This window comes from Halomonas sp. TG39a (assembly GCF_000744395.1).
Lineage (GTDB): Bacteria > Pseudomonadota > Gammaproteobacteria > Pseudomonadales > Halomonadaceae > Vreelandella > Vreelandella ventosae_B.
Window position 1 is genome coordinate 768,042 of sequence record NZ_JQLV01000001.1, and the last position, 25,057, is coordinate 793,098.

27 protein-coding genes, 1 pseudogene and 2 riboswitches are annotated in these 25,057 nt (G+C 52.9%); of the genes and pseudogenes, 15 read left to right on the top strand and 13 right to left on the bottom strand.

What is annotated here, in order from left to right; translation table 11 throughout:
- Nucleotides 1-92: 92 nt before the first annotated feature.
- Nucleotides 93-278 carry a CsbD family protein gene (locus U738_RS03315; RefSeq protein ID WP_035577297.1) on the top strand — a complete coding sequence of 62 codons (186 nt, stop codon included), beginning with the start codon at nucleotides 93-95 and terminating at the stop codon, nucleotides 276-278.
- A gap of 106 nt (nucleotides 279-384) precedes the next feature.
- Here the strand turns inward: U738_RS03315 and U738_RS03320 are convergent, their stop codons facing one another.
- Entirely contained in the window at nucleotides 385-1,851 is a 1,467-nt protein-coding gene (locus U738_RS03320; RefSeq protein WP_035577299.1) for a DASS family sodium-coupled anion symporter, read from the bottom strand.
- 206 nt (nucleotides 1,852-2,057) lie between these two features.
- Here U738_RS03320 and U738_RS03325 point away from each other — a divergent pair, with 206 nt between their 5' ends.
- Nucleotides 2,058-3,137 (top strand): NAD(P)-dependent alcohol dehydrogenase, encoded by a 1,080-nt coding sequence (locus U738_RS03325; protein ID WP_035577302.1) that lies wholly within the window; start codon nucleotides 2,058-2,060, stop codon nucleotides 3,135-3,137.
- Nucleotides 3,138-3,225: 88 nt separating this feature from the next.
- Here U738_RS03325 and U738_RS03330 read toward each other — a convergent pair whose 3' ends face one another.
- From U738_RS03330 to U738_RS03350, 5 genes are all read right to left on the bottom strand, one after another.
- Nucleotides 3,226-4,938, bottom strand: a complete 1,713-nt coding sequence (locus U738_RS03330) for a hypothetical protein (protein ID WP_035577305.1) — start codon at nucleotides 4,936-4,938, stop codon at nucleotides 3,226-3,228.
- A gap of 237 nt (nucleotides 4,939-5,175) precedes the next feature.
- On the bottom strand, nucleotides 5,176-7,065 hold the full coding sequence (gene thiC / locus U738_RS03335; RefSeq protein ID WP_035577308.1) for a phosphomethylpyrimidine synthase ThiC: 1,890 nt from the start codon (nucleotides 7,063-7,065) through the stop codon (nucleotides 5,176-5,178).
- A gap of 32 nt (nucleotides 7,066-7,097) precedes the next feature.
- On the bottom strand, nucleotides 7,098-7,781 hold the full coding sequence (gene tenA, locus U738_RS03340; RefSeq protein ID WP_035577311.1) for a thiaminase II: 684 nt from the start codon (nucleotides 7,779-7,781) through the stop codon (nucleotides 7,098-7,100).
- Between the two features lie 78 nt (nucleotides 7,782-7,859).
- A riboswitch (TPP riboswitch) is annotated at nucleotides 7,860-8,021 on the bottom strand.
- A 289-nt stretch (nucleotides 8,022-8,310) separates the two neighbouring features.
- Nucleotides 8,311-8,613 (bottom strand): putative quinol monooxygenase, encoded by a 303-nt coding sequence (locus tag U738_RS03345; protein ID WP_035577313.1) that lies wholly within the window; start codon nucleotides 8,611-8,613, stop codon nucleotides 8,311-8,313.
- A 60-nt stretch (nucleotides 8,614-8,673) separates the two neighbouring features.
- On the bottom strand, nucleotides 8,674-9,693 hold the full coding sequence (locus tag U738_RS03350; protein WP_035577316.1) for an NADP-dependent oxidoreductase: 1,020 nt from the start codon (nucleotides 9,691-9,693) through the stop codon (nucleotides 8,674-8,676).
- 89 nt (nucleotides 9,694-9,782) lie between these two features.
- Here U738_RS03350 and U738_RS23545 point away from each other — a divergent pair.
- Nucleotides 9,783-9,977 (top strand): annotated as a pseudogene (locus U738_RS23545) (LysR family transcriptional regulator); the annotation flags it as partial.
- A gap of 15 nt (nucleotides 9,978-9,992) precedes the next feature.
- Nucleotides 9,993-10,685 carry a substrate binding domain-containing protein gene (locus U738_RS03355; RefSeq protein WP_231896860.1) on the top strand — a complete coding sequence of 231 codons (693 nt, stop codon included), beginning with the start codon at nucleotides 9,993-9,995 and terminating at the stop codon, nucleotides 10,683-10,685.
- A 99-nt stretch (nucleotides 10,686-10,784) separates the two neighbouring features.
- On the opposite strand, the gene U738_RS23695 is transcribed toward U738_RS03355, so the two are convergent.
- Nucleotides 10,785-10,910 carry a hypothetical protein gene (locus U738_RS23695; protein ID WP_268746277.1) on the bottom strand — a complete coding sequence of 42 codons (126 nt, stop codon included), beginning with the start codon at nucleotides 10,908-10,910 and terminating at the stop codon, nucleotides 10,785-10,787.
- Nucleotides 10,911-11,001: 91 nt separating this feature from the next.
- Nucleotides 11,002-11,160, bottom strand: a riboswitch (TPP riboswitch).
- 205 nt (nucleotides 11,161-11,365) lie between these two features.
- Between U738_RS23695 and U738_RS03360 the strand changes: the two genes are divergently transcribed.
- The 3 genes from U738_RS03360 (at nucleotide 11,366) to U738_RS03370 (ending at nucleotide 12,909) form a co-directional block, all read left to right on the top strand.
- Nucleotides 11,366-11,554, top strand: coding sequence for a tautomerase family protein (locus U738_RS03360; protein WP_035577320.1), 189 nt, complete (start codon nucleotides 11,366-11,368; stop codon nucleotides 11,552-11,554).
- 289 nt (nucleotides 11,555-11,843) lie between these two features.
- Complete coding sequence (locus tag U738_RS03365; RefSeq protein ID WP_035577322.1) at nucleotides 11,844-12,206, top strand: DUF1304 domain-containing protein; 363 nt, start codon at nucleotides 11,844-11,846, stop codon at nucleotides 12,204-12,206.
- 118 nt (nucleotides 12,207-12,324) lie between these two features.
- Nucleotides 12,325-12,909: an HD domain-containing protein gene (locus tag U738_RS03370; RefSeq protein WP_035577324.1), complete on the top strand. Its 585-nt coding sequence runs from the start codon at nucleotides 12,325-12,327 to the stop codon at nucleotides 12,907-12,909.
- A 64-nt stretch (nucleotides 12,910-12,973) separates the two neighbouring features.
- On the opposite strand, the gene U738_RS03375 is transcribed toward U738_RS03370, so the two are convergent.
- Nucleotides 12,974-13,225, bottom strand: a complete 252-nt coding sequence (locus U738_RS03375; RefSeq protein ID WP_035577326.1) for a type II toxin-antitoxin system Phd/YefM family antitoxin — start codon at nucleotides 13,223-13,225, stop codon at nucleotides 12,974-12,976.
- A gap of 208 nt (nucleotides 13,226-13,433) precedes the next feature.
- Here U738_RS03375 and U738_RS03380 point away from each other — a divergent pair, with 208 nt between their 5' ends.
- Complete coding sequence (locus U738_RS03380) at nucleotides 13,434-13,859, top strand: GNAT family N-acetyltransferase (RefSeq protein ID WP_231896743.1); 426 nt, start codon at nucleotides 13,434-13,436, stop codon at nucleotides 13,857-13,859.
- A 288-nt stretch (nucleotides 13,860-14,147) separates the two neighbouring features.
- Nucleotides 14,148-14,732, top strand: a complete 585-nt coding sequence (locus U738_RS22605; RefSeq protein ID WP_050713770.1) for a hypothetical protein — start codon at nucleotides 14,148-14,150, stop codon at nucleotides 14,730-14,732.
- A gap of 662 nt (nucleotides 14,733-15,394) precedes the next feature.
- On the opposite strand, the gene U738_RS03395 is transcribed toward U738_RS22605, so the two are convergent.
- Nucleotides 15,395-16,399: a LacI family DNA-binding transcriptional regulator gene (locus U738_RS03395; protein WP_035577335.1), complete on the bottom strand. Its 1,005-nt coding sequence runs from the start codon at nucleotides 16,397-16,399 to the stop codon at nucleotides 15,395-15,397.
- Between the two features lie 269 nt (nucleotides 16,400-16,668).
- Between U738_RS03395 and U738_RS03400 the strand changes: the two genes are divergently transcribed.
- From U738_RS03400 to U738_RS03415, 4 genes are all read left to right on the top strand, one after another.
- Nucleotides 16,669-17,586 carry a dihydrodipicolinate synthase family protein gene (locus tag U738_RS03400; RefSeq protein ID WP_035577338.1) on the top strand — a complete coding sequence of 306 codons (918 nt, stop codon included), beginning with the start codon at nucleotides 16,669-16,671 and terminating at the stop codon, nucleotides 17,584-17,586.
- Between the two features lie 101 nt (nucleotides 17,587-17,687).
- Entirely contained in the window at nucleotides 17,688-18,959 is a 1,272-nt protein-coding gene (locus U738_RS03405) for an Nramp family divalent metal transporter (RefSeq protein ID WP_009287220.1), read from the top strand.
- A 38-nt stretch (nucleotides 18,960-18,997) separates the two neighbouring features.
- Complete coding sequence (locus U738_RS03410) at nucleotides 18,998-20,209, top strand: DcaP family trimeric outer membrane transporter (protein WP_035577341.1); 1,212 nt, start codon at nucleotides 18,998-19,000, stop codon at nucleotides 20,207-20,209.
- 347 nt (nucleotides 20,210-20,556) lie between these two features.
- Nucleotides 20,557-21,090, top strand: coding sequence for an AAA family ATPase (locus tag U738_RS03415; RefSeq protein WP_035577344.1), 534 nt, complete (start codon nucleotides 20,557-20,559; stop codon nucleotides 21,088-21,090).
- A 219-nt stretch (nucleotides 21,091-21,309) separates the two neighbouring features.
- Here U738_RS03415 and U738_RS03420 read toward each other — a convergent pair whose 3' ends face one another.
- The 4 genes from U738_RS03420 to U738_RS03430 form a co-directional block, all read right to left on the bottom strand.
- Nucleotides 21,310-21,981, bottom strand: coding sequence for a hypothetical protein (locus U738_RS03420; protein ID WP_035577346.1), 672 nt, complete (start codon nucleotides 21,979-21,981; stop codon nucleotides 21,310-21,312).
- On the bottom strand, nucleotides 21,978-22,811 hold the full coding sequence (locus U738_RS03425; RefSeq protein WP_231896742.1) for an aldo/keto reductase: 834 nt from the start codon (nucleotides 22,809-22,811) through the stop codon (nucleotides 21,978-21,980). The genes U738_RS03420 and U738_RS03425 overlap by 4 nt, the downstream gene beginning before the upstream one ends.
- Before the next feature lie 110 nt (nucleotides 22,812-22,921).
- A complete protein-coding gene (locus tag U738_RS23410; protein WP_157693183.1) occupies nucleotides 22,922-23,095 on the bottom strand; it encodes a hypothetical protein in 174 nt (57 codons plus the stop codon).
- Nucleotides 23,096-23,132: 37 nt separating this feature from the next.
- Entirely contained in the window at nucleotides 23,133-23,954 is an 822-nt protein-coding gene (locus tag U738_RS03430; RefSeq protein ID WP_035577350.1) for an aldo/keto reductase, read from the bottom strand.
- Between the two features lie 135 nt (nucleotides 23,955-24,089).
- Here U738_RS03430 and U738_RS03435 point away from each other — a divergent pair, with 135 nt between their 5' ends.
- Together U738_RS03435 and U738_RS23160 are read left to right on the top strand one after the other, a co-directional pair.
- Nucleotides 24,090-24,881 (top strand): alpha/beta hydrolase, encoded by a 792-nt coding sequence (locus U738_RS03435; RefSeq protein ID WP_197671949.1) that lies wholly within the window; start codon nucleotides 24,090-24,092, stop codon nucleotides 24,879-24,881.
- Between the two features lie 14 nt (nucleotides 24,882-24,895).
- Complete coding sequence (locus U738_RS23160; RefSeq protein ID WP_268746293.1) at nucleotides 24,896-25,033, top strand: DUF899 family protein; 138 nt, start codon at nucleotides 24,896-24,898, stop codon at nucleotides 25,031-25,033.
- The last annotated feature ends 24 nt before the right edge of the window (nucleotides 25,034-25,057 follow it).

Genomic DNA, 25,057 nt, shown 5'->3' on the forward strand with positions numbered 1-25,057 from the left:
TCAGCGCAACTTTTTTAATACAGGCTACTCTGATGAGTGTGTCGACGTGTGATTTGATGTGTTTCCCTACTAACGGATTAGAGGTGTTCGTCATGGCAACAGGTAAAGAAGATAAAGCAAAAGGAACGGCCAACAAAGCTGCAGGCAAAGTGAAAGAAGCCGCGGGCAAGGCAACAGGTAGCACCAAAACTGAAGCTAAAGGTAAGGCCCAGCAGGCGAAAGGCGAACTGCAAAAAGGCAAAGGCGACGCCAAGGAGAGCCAGAAAAAACAGCGCTAGTCATGTAACACAGATACCAACAGGGGGCTTCGGCCCCCTGTTGGCGTTTATGCGGTCTGGAAACTCCCGTTTCTCATCTTCAGCGCTGAAGCATGGAGAAGTTTGCTTAGTAGTGACCCAGTATTTTCCACCACAAGCCGCCGACCACCACCCAGATCGCAAGATTAACCACACTCATAATAAAGCCCGCTTTCCACCACTCGCCCAGCGTTAGATAGCCCGAGCCAAAAATGACCGGCGATGTCCCGGTCGCGTAATGAGTTAAGGTCATCATGATCGAGGAAGTGGCGGCCATGATCAGTACAAACGGCATGGGCGGTGCGCCGAGCGTTAATCCAACGGTAAGAAAAGCTGCCATCATTGCGGTGATATGTGCGGTGGTGCTGGCAAAGAAGTAATGAGTATAGAGGAAGGTCAGCACCAGCAGGGCGGATGCTCCCATCCAGCCAATGCCCATCATGGTGATCCAGTTCTGCATATTGGTAGAGAACCAGTCGATCAACCCGGTCTGGTTGAGCTGGGAGGCCATCATTATTAAGGCGCCGAACCAGAGTAGAGTATCCCAGGCGTTCTTTTCCGCCAGCACATCGTCCCAGGTTAATACGCCTGTCAGCAGTAGTATCGATAGCCCAATAAACGCTGACGTGGTGGTGTTGAGGGTGACTGCATCGCCCAGAAATAGCGCCGGGATATCTGCCCACAGCAGCAATAGCACCAAGAAGACAAACAGCATAATGCCTTCGTCTCGGCTGATCTTCCCCATTTCGGCAAGTTTATCCCGCGCCATCTGCGTGGCGTGGGGTGTCTGTTTAATATCCGGCGGATAAAGCAGGTAAAGAATATAGGGCATAGCCAGGATAGCGACCAAACCAGGCAGTAGCATAGCGAGCGCCCAGGTCATCCAGCTCAGCTGGATTTCCGCCCCGGTGGCGATAGATATCAGCTCTACGGTCAATGGGTTGGGAGCAGTGGCAGTGACAAACATCGCTGAGGTAATCGGGTTGCTGTGGTAGTTAACAAGTGCCAAATATTTGCCGATTTTGCTCGACGTGCCATCTTCCGGGCGTGAGTCAAAGCCTTTAGCGATAGAGCGCATTATGGGGTGCATGATGCCGCCACCACGGGCGGTATTGCTGGGGGTTACCGGGGCAATGGAGAGCTCTGAAAAGGCCAGGCTGTAGCCGATTCCCAGCGTCTTCTTACCAAAGATAGAGATGAAATAGTAGCCGATACGGGCGCCTAGCCCCGTTTTAATCAGCCCTCGCGAGATCATAATCGAGATAGCGATTAACCAGATCAGTGAGTTGGAGTAGCTGCTTAAAGCATCGTTAATGGCGGTGCCTGGGTTGTCGCTGGTCACCCCGCTCGCCGCCACAATCGCAATGGCAATGATTGAGATGGCCCCTATGGGCATTGCCTTACCAATAATCGCGGCAATCGTCCCCACAAAAATAGCCAGCATTAGCCAGGCATCAGAGGTGAGACCTTCTGGCAAGGGAATAGCCAGCCATATCAGTAGAGTGATCGCCACCGCAATAGCGGTTGGCCAGGGTTTGAAAGGCAGCGTCGGCATCGTGGAGCCCTATAGTAAGTAGGTGGCTGTGCAGTACGCTCACAGGCAATAAAGCAGTGCTTGAGTTGCGACTTAAGTCTAGAGCGGATGGACGATTGGCGACTTGCCCCACGTCAATTAGAAGCTTGATCTAGCGCAATCATTCACGCTGTTAGCTATGACTTAATGGTGAAGTGCCATGACTCCCCTCACTGAGGAAGCGACCCATGCCTACCATGATGAAAGCGGCCATTTTAGTTGAACCCGGCCGCATCGAGATAGATGACAAACCCATTCCCGAGATTGGCCCCAATGATGCGTTAATGCGCGTGACCACGACGACGATCTGCGGCACCGATATCCATATCTTAAAAGGCGAATACCCGGTTGAGCGCGGCTTAACCATTGGCCACGAGCCGGTGGGCGTTATTGAAAAATTGGGTGCTAACGTTAAGGGCTACCAGGAGGGGCAGCGGGTGATTGCCGGGGCAATCTGTCCGAGTTTTACCTCCTACGCTTGCCAGGATGACTGCTGCTCACAGGATGGCGGCCACCACAGCCACGGCTACAAGCCGATGGGCGGCTGGCGCTTTGGTAATACCATCGACGGCGCCCAGGCGGAATACCTTTTGGTACCCGATGCACAGGCCAATCTTTCGCCCGTGCCCGATGGCCTAACCGACGAACAAGTACTGATGTGTCCGGATATTATGTCCACCGGTTTTGCTGGCGCTGAAGCTGCCGGTATAAAAATTGGCGACACGGTGGTGGTGTTTGCCCAAGGTCCGATTGGGCTATGCGCAACTGCAGGTGCGCGGCTGCGTGGAGCGGGTTTGATTATTGCTGTCGACGGCGTTGATGAGCGCTTAGCCATGGCCAAGCAGATGGGCGCCGACGTGACGCTGGATTTTCGCAAGGTCGATGTCGTTGAGGAGATACTCAAACTCACCGGTGGGCGCGGGGTCGATTCCGCCATTGAAGCACTCGGCCTGCAACAAACGTTTGAATCAGCTTTGCGAGTACTAAAACCCGGCGGAACGCTATCCAGCCTTGGCGTTTACTCCCAAGACCTGACGATTCCGCTAGGCGCTTTCTGTGCTGGCCTTGGCGACCATAAGATCATTACCTCGCTATGCCCCGGTGGCAAAGAGCGCATGCGCAGGTTGATGAGCATCATCGCCGCGGGACGGTTGGATCTTGGCCCCATGGTCACCCATCGCTACGCGCTGGAGAATATCGTCGAAGCCTACGATCTCTTCTCCCACCAGCGCGACGGGGTACTGAAAGTGGCGCTTGAGGTTTCATAAAACTCAAGTGACATACTCAGCAGTGAGGCTATCAAAGAAAAACCCGCTAATATCAGCGGGTTTTTCGGATTGAAAGAACTATCGGGTATCAGTTCAATTCCAGTGAGAAACTCATTTCAACGCCTGCATCATCCACTCTGAGCCAGTACTCAGTGTTCTTATAAGCATCACCATATTGCTTGAGCATATCAATATCAGACGCTGCTATCTCATCCGAGGGTATCTGCTCCATAACATCGGCCAGCGAATGATAAAACTCGCCTGTCATGTGGCTGTGAAACAGTAGGTCATGCTCTGAAGTAGGGGCTTGTAGCTCTGACTGCAGCGTCGCTGAATCGCTAATACCCACGCCTAACGCAACCGCCGTGTCAGACATAGCGGCGTAAAGCGCTGGTGCGTCTGGTGGCAGCATCATGCTCTTGACTTGCTTGGCTTTTCCGCCTGGTTCAAGTCCAAGAGCCCCTAGCTCCGGCATGAAAGCGCTCACTGTAGACAGCAGCGCCAGCGGATTTTGTGAGGCGAGGGTGAGGATACCGAGACCGCTGGGCGCCCCGTTTTTCATCGTTAGACTGTCAATGCGAGCATTGAAACCAGACAACGACGGGCCAATCATCATGGTGATCGGGTTATTGAGCGCCATGTTAATTTCATTCCAAGTACCGTTTAGCTCCTGTAGTTCATCACAGCTGAACGGGTTTTGACGCACTTCCTGCGCATATTTTTGAACGGTTTGAAGCAGTACAGGCAGGTCCAGACCCAATCCAAAGCTGGCCATTCCACCGGTGCTGCCAAGGCCCGGAACCTGTGTGGTCAGGGCACGCAGATCGCTGACAATATCTTCATCGGTCTCAAGGATGAGATTCATCTCCATGCGGTCGAGGCTGTAATCACGCATGCCCATTACCAGACCAGGGAAGCGGCTGGTAATGCGGTCAATATCTGCCTGGCAGGTGGATAGATCCAGAGGTTCTGCATCGACGGCATTCATCAACGCTTGAGTACCCGAATGCGTAGGGCTACTTAGCTCATCAAACAGCCGTGAGGAGTCGATCTGCCCGGCACCGTAAGGCGTGAAGTCATGGCGCTGCTCAAGCTCTGCCAGTGCATCGGTATCACCGATGCTGCTGTCGGGCAGCGCTTTACCCAGCACCTGTGCCAGCAGCTCGTCGCTGGCATCCTGCGGCACCACCGATACCAGTAGCTGCTGGTCGTCAATGGCTAGGATGGCCTGGAGTGGGCCCTCAGGCGTCAGTACCCAGTAGTCGGTGCCGTTAGTGGTGGCCGTGCGTGGAGTGATGTCTGCTTTGGCGAGGATGCGCTGCAGCGTTTCGCGAAAGGCATCTTCATCCTGCAGTTGCATGCGCAAAACAGGCAAAATACCCAGCCCATAGAAAGCAGCCTGAGGGCTCATCTTGAGCCCCAGCGCATGCACATCTTCCAGTGACTCAACCCCGACTAACTCTTCACCCATGGCGATTAACAGCGTCATCATCGAATGCAGCACTTCATCGTCTTCTATCTGGGGCAGCGTATCGCGCAGTTCATCCAGATCAGAATCAAGGGTCGCCATGGGCTGCATACGCTGATAAAGATCAAAGACATCCTGTTCAGGCATCGCTTCGCGCGTGGCCATGAAATAAGGGGAGTTAGCCGGAACGTATTTCAGCATTGGCGCTACGTTATTTTTCGGCGCTTCCTCTTGTGTTGCCGCTTCGGTTGGCTCGTTATCATCGCTGCAGCCGCTGAGCAGGCCTGCGCTGAAGAGGGCAAGGGTAACCGCTATGGAAAGTTTGGTTTTCATCTGGAATCAGTTCTTTGAATGGTGTTGGTTTTAAATGAGCCGAGTTGGGCTGAGCGCTCTGTAAATGGGAATCATACACGAGCAATGTATAATTAATCTCTACTTGAGTGAAAATTTATCATTACTCCAAAGCGTATTGATCAATGGAGAGGTCGGAAAATCATGCGGCATAAAGGTGGCCCTTGAGTTTCGCTAAGACTCAAGAGCCACATTCCACAGCGAAGCTGTTAAGTAGGCCTACACCTCCTGATACAGCTCGCTACCTTTCTGGCGAAACTTCTCCGCCTGCTCTTCCATGCCCTTCATAACCGCTTCCTGATCGCCGTTTAGCCCGTGCTCATTAGCATAGTCACGCACCTCCTGGCTGATCTTCATGGAGCAGAACTTCGGCCCGCACATGGAGCAGAAGTGGGCCACTTTTGCGGAATCCTTGGGCAGGGTTTCGTCGTGGTATTCGCGGGCCGTATCCGGATCCAACCCCAAGTTGAACTGGTCTTCCCAGCGGAACTCGAAGCGCGCCTTGGATAGCGCATTATCGCGCCGCTGCGCCGCCGGGTGGCCTTTGGCCAAATCCGCCGCGTGGGCAGCAATCTTGTAGGTAATGATGCCGGTTTTGACGTCGTCTTTATTGGGCAGGCCCAGATGCTCTTTGGGGGTGACGTAGCAGAGCATGGCGCAGCCAAACCAGCCGATCATCGCCGCCCCAATGCCAGAAGTAATGTGGTCATAGCCGGGGGCAATATCCGTTACCAGCGGCCCTAATGTATAGAAGGGCGCTTCGTCGCAGTATTCCAACTGCTTATCCATGTTCTCTTTCACCAGGTGCATGGGCACGTGGCCGGGGCCTTCGATCATCACCTGCACATCGTGCTTCCAGGCGATATGGGTCAGCTCGCCCAAGGTTTTTAGCTCCGCCATTTGCGCTTCATCGTTGGCATCAGCCACTGAGCCGGGGCGCAGGCCATCGCCGAGGGAGAACGCCACATCGTACTGCTTGCAGATCTCGCAGATCTCTTCGAAGTGGGTGTACAGGAAGCTCTCCTGGTGATGGTACAAACACCACTTGGCCATGATTGAGCCGCCGCGGCTAACAATACCGGTGACCCGCTTAGCGGTGAGCGGCACATAGCGTAGCAGTACGCCCGCGTGAATGGTGAAGTAGTCCACCCCCTGTTCGGCCTGCTCGATCAGCGTATCGCGAAACACTTCCCAGGTGAGGTCTTCGGCCACGCCTTTGACCTTCTCCAGCGCCTGATAGATAGGCACCGTGCCAATCGGCACCGGCGAGTTGCGCAGTATCCACTCGCGGGTTTCGTGGATGTTCTGCCCAGTGGAGAGATCCATGATGGTGTCCGCGCCCCAGCGGATGCCCCAGGTCATCTTATCCACCTCTTCTTCGATAGAAGAAGTCACCGCCGAGTTACCCAGATTACCGTTAATTTTGACCAGGAAATTACGGCCAATAATCATCGGCTCGCTTTCTGGGTGGTTGATGTTATTGGGAATAATCGCCCGCCCGCGGGCCACTTCATCGCGCACAAACTCGGGGGTGATCTCTTCGGGCAGGCTGGCGCCAAAGCTCTGGCCTTTGTGCTGATGGCCCAGAATGCGCTCTACTTCAGCGGTACCCAGCGCTTGACGGCGCTGGTTTTCGCGCAAGGCGATAAACTCCATTTCCGGGGTGATAATGCCCTGGCGGGCGTAGTGCAGCTGGGTCACGTTCTTGCCCGGTTTTGCTCGGCGTGGTGTGCGGGTTAGATCAAAGCGCAGCTGGGCAAGCGTCGGGTCGTTGGCGCGGCGGTTGCCGTAATCAGACGTGGGGCCTGATAGAAATTCGGTATCGTCACGCTCTTCAATCCAGACCCGGCGCAGTGCCGGTAGGCCACGGCGTAGGTCAATCTTGGCGTCAGGGTCGGTGTAGGGGCCGGAAGTATCGTAGACCAGCAGCGGTGGGTTCTCTTCATCAATGCCGGTGGTTTTGGTCGGTGACAGTGAAATTTCCCGGAACGGCACACGGATATCCGGGCGCGAACCTTCGATATATACCTTACGTGAACCGGGCAGCGGCGCAATGGCGGCGGCATCGACCTGGGCGGTTTCGGCTAAAAAATGGCTGGTTTTGCTCATTACGGTCTCCTTACGATTGTTGTTTTGCAGGGTTAGTGAGTGGGGTCTGCGTCTATCAGCGCTAAGCCCATCTGCCAGAAATCGATTTCCAGGCGGGTGGCGTCGCGGAAGATTTTGCTCAGTTCGGCAAAGCGGGCGGGCGACACATCGGCAAGGCGGGCATTGAGCCACTCAAGCTCAGCCTGCATGGCTGCCTGAAACTCCTCGCCTTCGTACATGGCAATCCAGGCATCAAAAGGGTTTTGCGCTCCGCGCAGGGTAGAAGGCTGGTCGTTCAGCCAGTTGGCAATTTCGCCGTAGCCGACCAGGCAGGGGGCCAGCGCCACGTGCAAATCCAGCAGGTCGCCGCGGTTTCCGGTATCCAAAACATAGCGGGTGTAAGCCAAGGTGGCCCTGGCTTCGGGGAGTTCGGCCAGCTCTTGCTCGGAAATCGCCCACTCCTGACAAAAGCCCACGTGCAGGCCCAACTCCACATCCACAATGGCTTTCAAGCCTTCATGGGCCTGGCGAAGATCGGCAAGGGTGGGGCTTTTATAGACAGCCAGCGCATAGGCGCGGGCGAAGTGAATCAAAAACAGGTAGTCCTGCTTTAAATAGTGTCGAAACGACGCCTCAGGCAGCGTGGCATTGCCCAACTGACGCACGAAATCGTGCTCAATATAGGCGCGCCAATCTTGCTGGCAGGCGGTGGTGAGATCAGTAAAGCGGTAGCCCATGATGCCTCCGGTGGTAATGATCCGGGGGGTGGGCGAATAAGATCGAGGAAATGGCGCGGAAGGTGGCGTGAAATGAAGCCGTGGCCATCGCTTGATCCCTACGCCGGTACCCGCGCTGCGACTTGTGTAAGTAGCAGCGCATTAGCCGGATCAGGTTCAGCGGGACCAGCGCTCGGCAGCATTAATTGCTACGCCCTGCGCCATCTCAGCCGGATTTCACCGGCACCCCGTCAAGCTGTTCGTTGGTGGAGTGTAGGAGGCGGGCGGGGGAGATGCAAGGGGCTGGCTATTGCTCTTGGGTAAAGGTGGAAGTTGATGTGATAGTGGTAGGCCGTCGCTATGCTGAGGCTATAGCGCCTAGCCCTATGGCTGCAGAAGGCGGACTGGAGCGCGCTTGCGACATCGGAGAAGAGGTTCGTTAAATTTGCTTAACGAGCTGCAATGCACCACAAACACTTCTTAGTCGGGCTGCTTCACAGGTGTAACGGATATAGTCCAGCTATGCGCGAAGGCTTTGTTTACAGAGTTTCTAATCCTCCCTGAGGCCACGTTCATTCAATGCATCGTACTTGCGGATATCAGCGCGCATCCTCCCGCTCCATTGATGGACAAACTGTACGGTCTTGTCGGCGTTTAGGTGGGCAGTCAGTGCGGCTTGATCAACCCAGCGCTCCGAAACTATCAATCGTCCGGCGTCCGCGTCATCCACCGCAGCGTCATAAGAAATGTTTCCACCACGCCGCCGCGTGGTGGCGGCAAGTACTTTTAGGTGGGTCATAAATCGCGCTAATTCAGCCGGGGCGACGTATAAATATCCGGTAACGATGAGCATGTTTTATTCCTCATAATACCGCCGCTGGAGCAAGGAATTGCTGTGATTGGCGGCAACAATTTACTGTTTAACGACAAGCACGACCTTACCTTGAACGCCGCCTTGCATAGCTCTCTGATGCGCAGCCGATGCTTCTGCCAACGAATAGGTACTGTCGATAACGATCCGAATGGTACGGTCGTCGAGCAAGCGACCGACCTGCGCCAGCAGCATTCCGTTTGAGTGCACCTGTAGTGAGGAAACCGTAATCCCTAGCCTGTCGGCTTCATCCCTGGCAGAAAAGCCCAAGGGGTTGACCAGAAAGAGCGAGCCGCCTGGTTTAATAATGCTGAGGAAGCGTTCTATGTTCGGGCCACCCACAGCGTCAAGCACCAGATCCACGTCATGTGCGACCGTTTCGGCGGCTGCCTTGGTGTAATCAATGAAGTCGTCAGCACCCAGCTCGCGAAGAAGCTCTTCATGCTTACCTGAAGCAACCGCGATCACACGCGCCCCTTTCCATTTAGCGACTTGAACCGCTAGATGCCCCACGCCACCGCTAGCTCCATTGATCAAGACGGTCTTGCCTTCGAGTGGGACAGGCACATGCCGAAATGCCTGGAATGGATTGGGTAGGTCATTACCAGGATCAACCAGAAACTGCCAGACAGTAAGCAGTGACATTGGGGCACCTGCTGCCTCGACATGAGAAATGCCCTTTGGCTTCAACGCTAGGTGGCTTTCAGGAACGCTGACATATTCGGCATAGGTGCTGCTGCCCGTCATCAGGTCTTCGGGAAAACGCCCCATTGCAAAGACGTGGTCACCTACGCTGACTTTGGAAACCTCGTCGCCAATGGCAGCAACGACCCCTGACACATCAGTGCCCAATATCAACGGGAAATGTGGGCTAGGCTGCCATTCTGGAGGTAGCGCCCGATAGCCGTCGCGCAGGTAAAGGTCTGGTGGGTTAAGACTTGCCGCATTAACTTGGATAAGCACTTCACCGGCTTGTACTTCGGGTCGGGGCGTATCTTCGTAAAGCAAGACCTCTGGGCCACCGAAACTATGCAGCTGCACTGCTTTCATCATGTCGTTCATCACAACCTCACTCAAGAATAGTCACATGGCAAATAGTAAGGAAGTTCCTTGTCATTGATAATGGTGCGTAGATTCGTTTTAATAATTCCATGAAGGAACAAATCGGATTGGAACGCCTCACGGGGCTTATCGCATTTGCACGCGCCGGCTCCTTAGGCAGCTACACCGCTGCGGCGCGCTCGCTGTCTGTTTCGCCCTCTGCGATAAGCAAAAGCATCCAGCGGTTGGAGCGTCACTTCGGCGTCTCTCTTTTCACTCGTACGACACGATCGCTGTCTTTTACGGCCGAGGGCCGCGACTTGCATGGACGTGTGCTAGAGCTGTTGCGCCAGGCAGAAGAGATAGAGCAGGTAGTGAAGTCTGCTCGTTCCGAGCCCGCAGGCACGTTACGAATTGCGGCATCACTCCCATTGGGTCTGCATCTGATTGCTCCTGCTATTACGGATTTTCGAACGCGCTACCCGAAGGTAACGATCGACCTGCGGCTGAGCGACCATATCGTCGGTATGGTTGAAGAGAGCATTGATCTTGCAGTGCGGATCGGTGAACTTGCGGATTCGTCACTTTTATCCAGGCGGCTCTCACCTTACAGGCTCTCTTGCTACGCTTCGCCAGACTACCTGGCTAGGTATGGTGCTCCCGAGCATCCAGATGAACTGGTGGGGCACGAAACGATCAATTTGCGCTACCAAAGTACGGGGCAAATGTTTCGCTGGCCGTTCCGGATCGGCGAGAAAGAGATCGAGATAGTGCCGTCTTCCCCTGTTGTCGTTGATTCAAGCGAAGCCGTCATAGCCGCTATGACCGCGGGTGCAGGCATCGGGATGGCTGCAAGTTTCATGGCTGCCCCGCGGGTTAGGCGAAAGGAACTGGTACCAATCCTGTCCGACTTCGGCGTAGAGCGGCATAATATCGTTGCGCTATGGCCACAGAGTCGTAGCACCAACCCCGCTGTACGCGCCTTTATCGATATGTTGATCGAAAGACTTTGAATACCTAACACTTGATACACACAAACCTCTGGAATCAGCGAACAGCAGTTTTACATCGTTCAGCATAATTGACATACATACAGCTCAGTAGTGCTTGTGTTAAGTAGGATTTGTCAGTGCTTCCGGCAGCGTTTCAGTGCTTCGCAACAGTCCAGCATCGCGCTCAATAAGGGCGCGCCAATCTTGCTGGCAGGCGGCGGTGAGGTCAGTAAAGCGGTAGCTCATGTTGCCGCCGGTGGTAATGATCCGGACGGTAGGCGAGACAGATCGAGGAAATGGCGCGGAAAGGTGGCGTGCGATTGCGAGAGAGAGCTAGCCATGGCCATCGCTTGATCCCTACGCCGGTACCCGCGCCGCTCTTTATATGAGCAGCGCATTAGCCGGATCAGGTTCAGCGGAACCAGAGCGCTTGGCAGCAACATTGCTACGCCCTGCGCCATCTCAGCCGGATTCATCGGCACCCCGTCAAGCTGTTCGTTCGCGGAGTGTAGGAGGCAGGTGGGGGAGATGCAAAGGGGAGGTTGATACTGCCGAATTAGGCTTTGCTTGGTTGTGAGAGTGTGGAGTAGAGTCAAGATCGAGTTAATAGAACTTCAATGGAAGAGCCGTCAGGTGTAATAAGCTTGCCCAGCGTGCCTCATTTAATCCTATATATACCTTTGGTTTTTTAGGAGAGCTATATGCCAATCGTAACCGTTCAGCAGTCTCCAGGCAGGACTAAAGAGCAACGTGAGCTCTTAGTGCAGCGGATAACCGAAGCATTTTCAGAAGCATATGGAACCAGCCCTGAGGCAGTCACAATATTCTTGCAAGATTTTGATGATGAGCATTGGGCTAAAGGTGGGAAGCTACATTCTGATCGTTCCTGAGTAGCTTTCCCTGAATGGTCAATGGTGATCAGTGGGGAAGGTCGAGATATTGAATCCGTATAGCGTTTGATTCTGAGGGTAGCCTTCACCCGCTCCAACAGTTTCATAGGGGACGCTCCCTACAAAATGTGTGCTTATATACAGCGTTATCGAGTTGAGCAAAACGCGCAAGCACCCGAATCTTGGATGTGCTGCCGAAATTTTCTTTGCCACCTGAAGAATCAATGGGGTAGAGTTAATTTTGATGGCTACATGAGCTCAATTATGTCTCAAAAGTAGGTAAGTGCACATGGCAATGATTACTGATTTGGTAGTGTTATTGGTAGCTTTGCTCCACGGATATTTCTTGATATTGGAGATGTTTCTTTGGGATAAGCCGATGGGCTTTAAAGTCTTTGGTCATTCCAAAGAGCAAGCCGCAACGACAAAAGTTTTGGCATCGAATCAAGGTCTTTATAACGGTTTTATTGCAGCCGGTCTTTTGGTTGGTATCTTTCAAGGTGCGGCAGGATACGATTTCAAGTTATATTTCTTGGCGTGCGTTGTTGTGGCCGGAATCTACGGTGCAGCAACAGCAAACCGGAAAATTCTATTTGTCCAGGCATTGCCAGGAGCAATTGGTTTGCTTTTAGTTCTCTTCGCTAATCATTAAGTGCAGGTTCGCCATAACAACTCGCATCAGTACGCGGCCTGCGGCCGCCGGGCGCCCTTTCATGGCTCCTTCGTCACCATTTCAAGATCGCCGCTGTGCTCGGAGTTAGGAGAAATACGTGACCAAAAAAGTCACTCAGATATCGGAGTTTTTACTTCAGTTTGATGCGTTAAAATCGGTAAACCGCAAAACCTACATCAACTGCGGAGAGCGAGTTGAGAACTCAGCAGAACATTCGTGGCACTTGGCGATGGCTTGCTGGGCTTTTGCGGAGCAGTCACAGGAAGACTTTGACCTCTTAAAATTACTCAAACTGGCCCTGGTGCATGATCTTGGTGAGATTGGTGCAGGAGATACATTTCTCTATAGCGCAAACCGCAATGATGCCCACATTGAAGAGCGTAAGTATATCGAGAAACTGGCTTCTCATCCCGGTAACCCAATCGGAGATCTTCCGGAGCTCTGGGAAGAGCAAGAGACTGGGGAAACTAAGGAAGCAAGGCTTCTGAAAGTCATCGACCGTCTATTACCCTTTCTGCACAATGTAACGAGCGAGGGCCGTGCCTGGAGAGACCATGGTATACGGAAGAGCCAAGTGTTGAAAATGCATGGGTTCATAGAGCAGGAAAACCCAGAAATATACGACTGGTTTATTTCAAAGGTTGAGTACGCCGTGAACCAAGGCTGGCTAAAGGACTCCTGACAAGAGCAGGCACCGCGACGACCTTTACATTGTGCTTTGGCTCCATTCTCGGAGAAGATCAGTTTCATTCAAGAAGTTCCTTTTCCTGACCACCACCATGCTCCAGCTCGGTAACGGATTCCAGCAAAGGGCGGGCGTTCTTAGGTGCGCGCAGAAGGTAGGCTGTCTCTTGCAGCGCTTCATAATCTTCGAGAGAGATCATTACCACGGACTGCGACTTGCTCCGTGTGATGATCACCGGAGAATGGTCTTCACAGACCTGTTCCATCGTTTTTGCTAGGTTGGTTCTAGCGGCTGTGTAGCTGATGGCATCCATTAAGTCGCACCTGTACAGGATTCTAGTCATGTGCAGGACGTACCTTGGTGGGGTTAACAATCGACTGCACAGCGACCGATTTTCCGCTGCTTCGTGGCTCTAACCGGCGTGTGAGCGGGACATTAAATCTAATACCGAGTTTCGGGGGTAAATACCGTTGCGAATAGACGAAGTTCCACCTTCAGAGGTTCCGATAGACCTACTTCTTTTGGCAGATCCGTCTGAAAATGCCATCAAAGAGTACCTGAAACAGGCAAGGTGTTTTGTTGCATTTACCAACGATGAGGTGATCGGATCTTGCGTTCTAAAGCCACTCGGAGGGGGGATATTGGAATTGATGAATATTGCTGTTTATCCATCGAATCAACAGCGTGGCATCGGAACGCAGCTTCTAGAAACAGTTATCGATAAAATGAAGGAGGCTGGTGTAAAGAGCCTAGAGGTCGGAACCGGCACTTTCGGTTACCAACTGACCTTCTACCAAAGGCAGGGTTTTAGAGTGGACTGTATTGATAAGGGTTTCTTTTTGAAGAACTATCCGGAGCCAATCTTTGAAAATGGAGTTCAGCATAAAGATATGCTGAGATTGACTCTCGAGCTTTCTGACGATACGACATGCCAACGAACCGTTTAGCAATGCACGCGACAAGCGCGTAATTGTTGCTTTGCCACAAACACAATGAGCCTTCGGCGAGAATGATTAAAGCGAATGGTGGAAGCCTGGAGTCTGAGATTCTCTATGACGGAAAGGTTGTCCAGCGCTATGTGGCCATTGCTCCTTAACAATCGCAAGCAATACGGCCCTTCGGGCCCGGACGTCGCTGAGATAGATTCCCAGTGGCCTTTACAGGCTTTCAAGGAGCGGTTATTCATGGTGGTGCGAGTTACTCTACAGTAGATTTTTGTTTTCCCAGGAGGAACCATGCCCTTTCCCAAACGCGGTGCAAATCTCATCGCCACCCTGTTAGCAAGTTTGCTGGTCATCACTTTGATCACCGGCTGCTCGAACCCGTCCTCGGACGCAGAGGAAGAGGCGGCGCAACCGTCGTCGACTCCGCCGTCAGCCGAGGCACCCAATGATTCCGACAAACAGGAAAGTGCCGCTCCCGCAGGGCAGGCCCAGGGTGGTGATGGTTCCGAGATTACACTGAATGCTCTTACGGAGGAGGACATGAACGAGGCCAGCCTTCCCGGTGAGCTGGGGTGCCAATTCACCACGGATGATAGGGAGGTTTTACTGCTTGCCATGGGCAATGTGGGGTCGTCCGATGCGGCGCAGGGGGTGGTCAAGGTCGCCGGTTATGTGGAGCGCGTGTCGGCACCTGGTGGTTTTAATGGCATTACGGAGTCTCCAACCTTCAATGGCAAGGGCAAGACCGTCCACATTGAGGTCACCGGTGATCCCTCCGAAGGCGGGGAGTCGCCGCCAAGGCCGGCGACGTTGACATATGACCGGGCCGACGGCGCTCAGCGTGACTGGCAGGGCGAGTGGCGTTGTGGGCCTTAAGGCGCTGGGCGTCAAAGTGAACCGTTTTCGTTGCGGCTTCGTCCCCAGTAAAAAGACGTGCATGCTTGCAGCGTTAGATGCGGAGCTTTCAACTGTGGCGTGTCATGACACAAAAAGTATTGGCATACCCGTTGAAATGACATCGGTGCCTGACTCATGGTGCGCCGAGCCTGGAGGCTCCCGCGAGGGTTGCCTTTTTCGTCGTTACCCAAAGGCCCACTTCACAGGGCCGGTGAATCAGGTCAAGGAAGTGAATATACCCACGATTGCTGAGTAAGGTCATGAAACATCCAGATATTGGCCTGCACATACGTACCTATGATGATGAAGTGAAAAGACACTCTCACGACCATCATCAACTGTAGTGGTCAAGTAAAAACTGGCCAGCGCTTGGAAGTGAGTGCGGATGAGCGCTTAGCTATGTCCAGCACCTTTAAAACGCTGGCCTGCGGCGCGCTGCTGGAGTAGGAGGATGAAGGGTTACGTGGTTGCCGAAGGCCTGTTTCGTGACGACATGCCGGTTGACGGGTTGATCGCGGGCAGAACCAGTGCGAGGTATGGCTCGCGCCCGATTAGTGCGATTATTTGACCGCCGGAGCAAGCGCCCATCCAGATAATGCGACTGAGTTGGTTCGTTTGATCTCTTTTATTTGATAAATACTTTATATATGTCGGACTGATGATGATCTCGGGATCAAACTAGGCATAGCCACTCTACTGATCGACGAGCCAGAGTGTTTATCGTTAAGTAGTAAGTCGACAGCCTGTTGTGCAATATAGTCAAAAGGTATGTATACAGACGTAAGCGGCACAGGAAGGCGACTGGCAAGAGGGATATCGTTATATCCGACTAATGAAAGCGTTTTGCCTACCTCAATGCCAAGTCTATGTGCAGCAGCCATCACGCCAATAGCGAGGTTATCGTTGACTGCAAAAATGGCTGTTGGCTTCTCATCCTGTGAGAGCAGAGCCAGCCCTGCTTCCTCGCCAGCTTCGATTCCATAGCCTGACTCGATAATCCATGACTCACGCACAGCAATCCCAGATTCGCTCATTGCTTTGCGGAAGCCTTTTTGTCGGTCACGAGCGCTCGAGGTAAAGCTAGGCCCTGCAACAAGGCCAATGTCGCGGTGCCCTAGGTCGATGAGGTGCCGGGTAGCAAGGTATCCACCTTGAATATCGTCACCCAAGGCAGAAGGGCTTTTACCATCGGTACGAAGCACCAACGAGTGCGGAACTCCCCTTTCACGCAGTTGAGATGGCAACTGGTCATCAAGTCGGCTGGTAGCCAAAATTAGGCCATCCACACGTCGATTAAGAAGCAATTCAACCGCTTGACGCTCGCTTTCAGGATCGTCACCACTAGTTGCTACGATAGCGAAATAGTGACGTTCTTGAGCAACTTTAGAGATCGCTTCGTAGATAAGAGCCATGACTGTATCGCTCAGTCGAGGCACCAGTACACCAATAGTGCCTGTACCACCTCGCCTCAAGCTGGAGGCAAGAATGTCACGCTTATAGCCGAGTTCTTCCGCCGTTTTTTTAACCCGTTGAGCGGCTGGGCTATTGGAAGGCGGAAGGCGCTCATCAAGAACGCGAGAGACTGTAGACGTGCTGACGCCCGCGGCTTTGGCAACGTCTTGCATAGTTATAGGCTTACCGTTCATGAATATATTATTCCATGACGTGAGGTGGATTACTGAACCTCTGTGTTGGCTCGCATAAACAGGCATTTAGGCGAACCATTCTATCGGTTTTACAGCGATCTTATAAGCGATATGACGCTAACCCCACTGATTTACTATTAGTTTGCTTTCCGTAGCCACACATCATTTGTGAGTCGTAGACTAACGTCTAATTTTCGATGTGGTGTATTTGGTGAAAGGATTGCAATCGTTCCCAGGAACGATAACACAACCATATAAGAGGAATCATCATGTCTCTCGATCTCCGAGGTTTGACCCCCGCACCGGTTACTCCTTTCACTCGCGATGGCGAGGTTGATTTTGCTGCAATCAAGAAGCTTGGCTCTTGGTTGGGCGGCATCGACGGCGTGAAAGGTCTCGTTGTTCTTGGCCACGCTGGTGAGGGTACATTCATGACCTCTGACGAGCAGAGGCGCGTTATTGAGGCATTTGTTGAATCGGTAAAAGGTGAGATACCTATTATCGCGGGCATCACTCGCGAAGGTGACCATATTGCAGCCGAAGAAGCAAAACGTGCTGTCGAGGCGGGCGCATCTGCTGGTCTAGTCTACCCATCTCATGGCTGGCTCAGGTTTGGTTATCAGGAGGGAGCGCCTCAAGAGCGCTATCGCCGCATTCATGAGGAAAGTGGGTTACCGCTGATTCTTTTCCAGTATCCGGACAACACGAAAGCCACTTACAATCTCCAGACGCAGCTTGATATTGCGGCCCAACCTGGTGTGTTTGCGATGAAAAATGGTGTTCGCAATATGAAGCGCTGGGATACTGAAATTCCTGTCATTCGCGCTGAGCATCCGGATCTACAAATTCTGACTTGTCATGATGAGTACCTGCTTCACACCATGTTTGATGTCGATGGTGCGCTAGTTGGCTATGGCTGTATTGCACCGGAGCCTTTGATCGAACTGATCAAAGCTGGAAAAGCCAAGGATTATGCTAAGGCGCGCGAATTGCATGATCGCCTCCTGCCCGTTACCAAGAATGTCTATCACCGTGGTTCGCATATGGAAGGAACTGTGGCTCTGAAGTGGGCCCTAGTAGCCCGGGGGATTCTTGATCACGCTACTGTGCGCTCTCCGCTTCGTCCGCTTGCCGAAGGCGCAGATCGTGAAATTGCTGCTGCTATGAAACAAGCCGGGTTAGCCTAACCGAGATTGACTACTCCTTAGGCGCTGGGCGTCCCCGAACGGTGATGCCAATGAGGCATCACCTTATGCATCCTAAATAACAAATTTAATAGGAGCGTAGGATGAGTATGAATACCAAACATGATTCAGGGCCACTTTCCCCTGCGACAAACAACGCTCGAAATCGGTTTTCTCTGACGTTGCCGCAAATGCTTGCGCTAATGGGGCCTGCTTTTGTCGCTGGCGCTTGGCGTTTCGGACCCGGTGCGCTGACATCCGCTGTCCAGGCAGGCAGCCAATATGGCTACATGCTGCTTTGGGTAATTCTTGTGTCTGCAGTGCTAATGTTTGTGTTTAATGATATGGCCGTGCGATTGGGCCTTGCATCTGGTGACTCGGTGGTTCAAGTCACCAAGCAAAAACTTGGTCGCCCAATCGGTGTCATGGCTGGCTTCGGTGTTTTCTCTATCACTTTGATGTTTGCTGTAGGCAATGCCGTTGGCTCTGGTTTAGCGCTAAGCCTGCTTTTAGGAGGTTCGGTAGTAGGCTGGACGCTCGCTAGCACTGTGGCGGTAGGCTTATTAATAGCCATGCGGAATACTTATAAGGCGATGGAGCGCTTGTTGGTCGCTTTGATTGGGCTTATGTCTGTAGGTTTTTTAGCATCAACCATACTGAGTGACCCAGATTGGGCGGCTGCTGCGCAAGGTCTTATTCCTAAATTTCCTGCTGAGGCCAGCGTTCTTTTAATTGCTTTGATCGGTACAAATTTCTCCATTAACTCAGCTTTTTATACTGGCTATGCCATCCATGAAAGAAAGCTGAATAGGCAGCAGTACCGAGCTATTACGTTAATGGATACTCTCCCGGGGAATGTAGCAACCGCATTTATGGCGATGCTCATCATCATTGTAGCCTCAGCGGTACTTCACTCCACTGGTACTGTAGCTACGACTTTTCCACAGCTGGCAAGCGTATTGGAGCCACTGGCTGGAAAGGTGGGTGCGGTACTGTTCAGCCTTGGGTTCTTCGCAGCAGCCTTTTCATCAATGGCGGCAAATGCTTCTGCGGGAGGAACGCTATTAGCGGATGCGTTGGGCTGGAACAGCAGTTTATCCGGATGGAGAGTCAAGCTGCTTGTATATGGGGTGTTGGCTTGGGGAGCTACGGTTGCTGTGGTGGCGAAAGGTTCTCCCATTGAGCTAATTATCATCGCTCAAGCCCTAACCGTCCTAGTAGCACCTTTTTTGGGAATTATTCTCTTTCTTTTGACAAGACGTGAAGATGTGATGGGGGATCTAAAAAATGGCCCTCTACAAACCACGCTTGCTCTAGTGGGGTTGGTGACCATTTTCGCAATGTCTTCTCAGCTTGTCTTTAGGCTCCTGGGTTAAGTTGAAAATAAAAGTATTACAAATATAGAGATAAAGATATGAATAAGTTTTTGTTGTGGCGCAGAGTGTTTCCTTTCTTAGGCTATTCTTTTCTATTCGTTACTCCTTCTGTATTTGCAATTGATTATGATGTGAATGGAACCAACGTTTCTTTATACGGTTACGCTAAGCTTGATGTGATGTATGACATTGGCGACGTTAAGACCGGGAATAGTAGTGGCATGGGCGATAGTGTGAACTTCTCTAAAATTGCTGTGGATGGCCAACCAAATACAAGTGGGCATTCGAATCTGCATGCGAATGAGTCACGCCTAGGTATCCGCACTACAACGTCGACAGAGAAAGGTGACTTGATTACCAATATCGAGGGTGATTTTTTCTTCGGTAATCTCCGGCTTCGTCAGGCCTATGGCTCATGGAACGGTATTACGGCAGGGCAAACGTGGAGCAATTTTCACACCTTTCTCAGCACTACTCCTACTCTTGATTTTACTGGCCCCGCAGGTCGCGATGCATTCCTTCGACAAGCACAATTGCGGTATTCAGTAGATAATTTTCATGTTGCTATTGAGGATCCGAGTGGTGCCATGTCTGGCAACTCTTTTGACGGAGGCTACGATGCAGTGACTGGTGGTAGATCCATTGCTGGTACTGATGTTGATCGTAAAGATGGCTTGCCAGACATTACGCTTCGGTACGAATCATTGGCTGGCGCATTACGTTGGGCATCAGCTGCCATGATTCGAGAAGTGGCCTTTGACGATGGTGCAGCAAAGGACTCAAAGATCGGGTGGGGAGCTTTTGTCGCGGCTAATTACGCTCTTACGCCAAATACGACGTTGCGTGGCCAAATAACCGGCGGTGAGGGGATTGGGGCTTACATGAAAGTAAACCCGGCACCCTCAGCTTATCGAGCAGGCAACGAGCTAGAGACCATCTTTGCATGGGGGGGAACGATTGGCATTAGTCACGATATAGGCCCTGGTGCTTTCAACGTTTCATACTCACTTGTTAATGCAGATTGGGATAATGCCGAGCGCGATGGCGTTTCTCTTGTTAATACTGGTAGTTCAAGTGAGTTTATAAGCGCTTATGATGAAGAACGTGAACTTGTGCATATTAATTACCAATGGAGTCCTGGTCATAACGTAACCTACGGAATTGAGTTGGCTCATGCTGCACGGCATACTGTGGATGGCCGTAGTGGAAGTGTCGATCGTCTACAAGGGAGTGTTATCTATCGGTTTTAACCTGCGGCTTCGGCCTGAATAAAAAGTTGTAATTGATTATATGTCTATGGCTAGTTGTGCGTATAGTGATCTGAACCTTGCTGCATCGTAAGGTTGCTTTAAGCGTTAGTATTTTTGCTAACGCTTTTTTTAGTTAAGTGGGCTAGAAAAGTCTTTAAAAAGGAGCACTGCGTTGATATAAATATCTAACATCTACGCCAACAGAGTACACCTATGAAACATGGTGTTTTGTGCGAGTGGGCGAGCAGCTAGATGAGATCATGGGGGAGCCTGGGCTTTTATTGTGTTGGGGGAGACAGCATCTCACTCAATAGCGTTTTCCTTGTCTGCTGTAGGGCGTTAATAATATGAACCATCTATTCGTACTCACCGGTGGCCCCGGTGGCGGCAAAACTGCTCTCCTTGATGCCCTAGCGGAGCGGGGCTATCGCGTTGTACCTGAGTCTGCCCGTAGCATCATCAAAGAGCGGTTGGCGGCGGAGCTATCACCTCGGCCAGACCCGGTCGCTTTCGCTCAGGATATTCTGAAATCCGATATTGAAAAGTACCGAAGTGTCGCTGTTGGCGAGCAGGCCACGTTCTTTGATCGTGGGGTGCTGGATGCGCTGTACATGCTGAATGCGGAGAGTGCGTTGTCACGGGCGGACATCGCCAACTATGTTCAAATGATCCTCTATAATCCCGTTGTCTTTCTTCTGCCGCCATGGGAAGACATTTATGCTATAGATTCAGAGCGTGATCAAACGTTTGAGGAGTCCCTTGAGGTATTCGAGGGGATGAAAAGCTGGTATTCGCAATGGGGTTACAAAACGCTGGAAGTGCCGCGTGATACTGTGGAAGAACGCGCGACGTTCATTTTGCAGCGTTTAGAAAACCTTTAGATCGTCACTGTTGGCGGCTCTGTTTCGCGCTTAACGCTATAGTAGGAACATGAAGACAGTTTATCGAAGATAAACCCACCAAGATACTCAAGCGCTGGTTCTGCTAATGGCGCAGCTTGGGTATAACACCAAGCGCCGCTTAAATATCGAACAAAACCGTTAACCAAGCGTGGCACGTAGCCCCTTTTCCTACGCGTCAACGAAATCGATGCTACGACATTATCGCTTGGGTTTGATGCTTTTCCAGACCAGCCCAACCAGAGTGATCGCCAACACGGCGAACAGCACGACGGAACCTGTTGAATCCAGTGCCTGCAGAGTCAGGCCTGAAACGACCAGCCAGAGCGCGGGAATGATGGCGGCGATCCAGAGGGCGAAACCCCGGAGTATGATAAGCACCAGGCCCAGTGTGGTCACCGCCGTGGGATCGGCATGTATGCCGAACACTTCCGCCTGATGCCAGGAACCGCCACTTAGGGGCGCCATCAGCGGCATGATGATCAGGCCGAAGAGGGTGATGGTGATGCCTGTCGCAACCGGTGGGTTTGTTGCGCGTGGCGCGTTATCCATTCCCCACCCCGTTAACGCCATCACTACCAGCAGCACGGCCTGGGCGATGAAGGCGTAGCCAACATAGCCTCCGGCCCAGTTAAGTTCTGCATAGCGCTGAAGGAAAAAAGCGACGGCGACGAAGGCCCAGAGCGGGGCGGGTAGCAGGCAGGCTGTTCGCGGGCGGTTTTTCAGCGCCAGCGCAAGGGTTGCGGCGCCGAGCCCGAGTGTCAGTAGATGCAGCGGCCAGAAGGTTTCGCCCATGCGCTCCAGTAAGCGAAAGTAAACCTCCGCCGTGAAGGGAATAAAGTCCTGCAGCTGGTAGCTTGTCCACTCGTTCATAGCGACTCGATATAGGCGATCATCCGTTGCCGGGCATTGGCCAAAGGCATGGGGGAGTGGCCGGCGCGCATGTTCTCGCGCATGTGCTCGACCTGGGTGGTGGCGGGTATCGCGCAGGTTAAAGCCGGGTGGCTGACGATAAACTTCAGCAGAAAGTCCGCCCAGGTTGTGCAGCCGCATTCCTCATTGGCCCACTCGGGCAACGGCGCGTTACGTCGCTTGAGGTTCTTGATCAGGCTGCCGCCATCGTATGGCCGATTAGCGATTATGCCGATGCCCCGTTCTTCTGCCAGGGGGAGTAGCCGGTTTTCGGCCTCGCGGTGGGTGATGTTGTAGGTGAGCTGAACGAAGTCGATATCCTCTGACGTCATGATCTGCTCGATCTCGCTGTGGCGGCATCCGTGGGAGGTGGTGATGCCGACATGGCGGATGGTGCCTTCGGCTTTCATCTCCTGTAGTGCTGCCAAGTGCTCACGCCAGTCGGTTAGGTTGTGTACCTGCACCAAATCGAACTGCTCCACCTTCCAGCGCTCTTTAAGCTCCGCCACCTGCTCGCGGGCGGAGCCACCGGCGGGGCTCCAGACCTTCTCTGCAGCAAACAGACTCTCGGGCGTGCCGAGCTGTTGCAAGGCATAGCCCATCACATCCGGCGCCGAGCCATACATGGGCGAAGAGTCGATCAGGCCACCGCCATGCTCGAAAAATGCCTTAACCACCTCGGTACGCGCATCGAGCAGCTCAGGGTCGCTGCCAACGTTGAAGGTGCGCCAGGTGCCCATGCCGATAACGGGCAGCTTTTTGTCAGTGCCCGCAAAAGCCTTCTGTTGCATCCCGACCGCGTTGGCAAGAAGTGATGCCGTTGGGAGCGTCATGGCGGCGAGCGTGGCGCCGATGAGCGTAAGGCTTTGTCTGCGCGTGATGCGATGCTTGATGTGAGGCTTCATAGCGGTCGCTCCTTCAGGTTTTTTTGAATCGGCACCGTGGCAGCCAACACCAGCACAAAGCATGTCAGCACAAATACCTTATTCACAAACCAGTTGGTGCGCCAGATCGACCACTCAGGGTCGGCGAGAAAACTGATCCAGGGGGTTGGTTTTGGGGCGGGCAGTGACATGACATCGCTCCAGTGCTGTGCCGTTAATTGCTCGGGCTCACACCATCTGAAAAGGCTGCTTGCGCGTTGGCGGAGGATAGGCGGCGTCGATCTGGGCCAGATCATCTTCATCGAGTCTGACGTTATCTGCATCAAAGTTCTGTTTGAGGTGCTCCAGATTTACGGCTTTAGGAATAGCAATCACGCCAGAGTGGCGCAGTGCCCAGGCGAGGGCGACTTGCGCGGTGGTGGCGCTGTGTTTGTCGGCTATGCGTTGCAGGGCGGCGTTATGCAATAGCGCGCCGCCTTGCCCAATGGGGCAATAGGCCATGAGCGGCATGTTGTGTTGCGCTTGCCAGGGCAGCAGGTCGTATTCAATGCCCCGTGCTTCAGGGTTATAGAGCACCTGATTGGTGGCGCAAGCTGGCGCGTCGAGCTCTACTAAGTCGTCAATATCAAAGTTCGACACGCCCCAGCGCAGTATCTTTCCCTGCTCGCGCAGCCGCTCAAACGCTTCCACTGTTTCGCTCAATGGATACTGGCCGCGCCAGTGCAGCAGGTACAGATCGATAGTGTCAGTGCCCAATCGGCGCAGGCTGCGCTCGCAGGCGGCTTGTACACCCTTAGTGCTGGCGTTGTGGGGGTAGACCTTGCTGACCAGGTACACCTCATCGCGCCGACCGTGGATAGCTTGGCCAACGATCTCCTCAGCGCCACCCTCGGCATACATCTCGGCGGTATCGATCAGCGTCATGCCCAGATCCAGCCCTTCGCGCAGCGCCCTGACCTCAGCCTGCCGCTGCCCGGCATTCTCGCCCATATGCCAGGTTCCCTGGCCTATGCGGGGTACACTTTCTCCGCCTAGTTCGATCGTCTGCATAGTCTCTTCCCGGTTGTGATGCTGTTCCGACTCATGTTCATTAAATGCAGTAACCACCCGAAGGAGTATAAGCTACCAATCAACCAACACGGCAATCCATCGGACGCTCCTTGAGTATGCTCAACGAGCGACATAATGTTGAGAATCTTATTGAGCGAGGAAATTGAAATGACGCATAGAAAGCAAGCGGTCGTTCTTATTCACGGTTTGTTTGGCTCTTTGAACGATCCGAAAATATTGGCAGAGTTCGATCAAGTAGAGGTGCATGCGCCTGACTTGATTGGCTACGGCGCGCTTTCCCAGCAAGAAACAGCAGGCATCGATTTACTCGCTCAAGCGGAACACGTTGCTAAGTACATTTTAGACGCCGGAATTGAACAGGCTCACATCGTAGGACACTCGGTAGGAGGCGCAATTGCAGTTTTGCTGGCCGATCGTTTTCCAGAGCTAGTGGCGTCTTTAATCAGCGTGGAAGGAAACCTCACTATTAAAGACGCTTTCTGGTCTGCCGAATTGGCCTCTATGCCGATAGAGAAAGTTGAAGAAATAGTGGCCGGTTATAGGCACGCGCCATCTGATTGGTTCGCGAGCGCCGGCGTGCCTATTACGGAATGGACGTCGCGTTTAGCTACCTCCTGGCTTTCCAATCAGCCAGCGACGACCATAAAAGCGCAAGCCAAAGCGGTAGTCGAAGCGACGAAGCCGAGTACGTATCTCCAAACCCTCTCTCGCCTTATCGATTCTGGCCTTGCCGTCAGTTTAATTGCTGGCTCTCGATCGCCTGATGGTTGGGACGTACCCGATTGGTTAACTCGGACATGCACGATGCGAATTAACATTGCGGACACAGGGCATCTAATGATGGCGGAGAGTCCGGCTCGATTTTCGAGTGCTGTTCAAACGTGTGTCGCGTACAACAAATCATAACGTAGTGTCTTAAACTGCCGCACTACAAAGCACGTATGGGCTGGATGATTCTCTGGTACTCGTCTTTCGGAAGCGCTTTCAACGAGGACGTTGGCGCAACGACATTGGTGGGCGAAGACATTGCCATCGTTATTTGCCCTGGTTGTCGATGAGGTGACAGATAACCTGCCGACGTT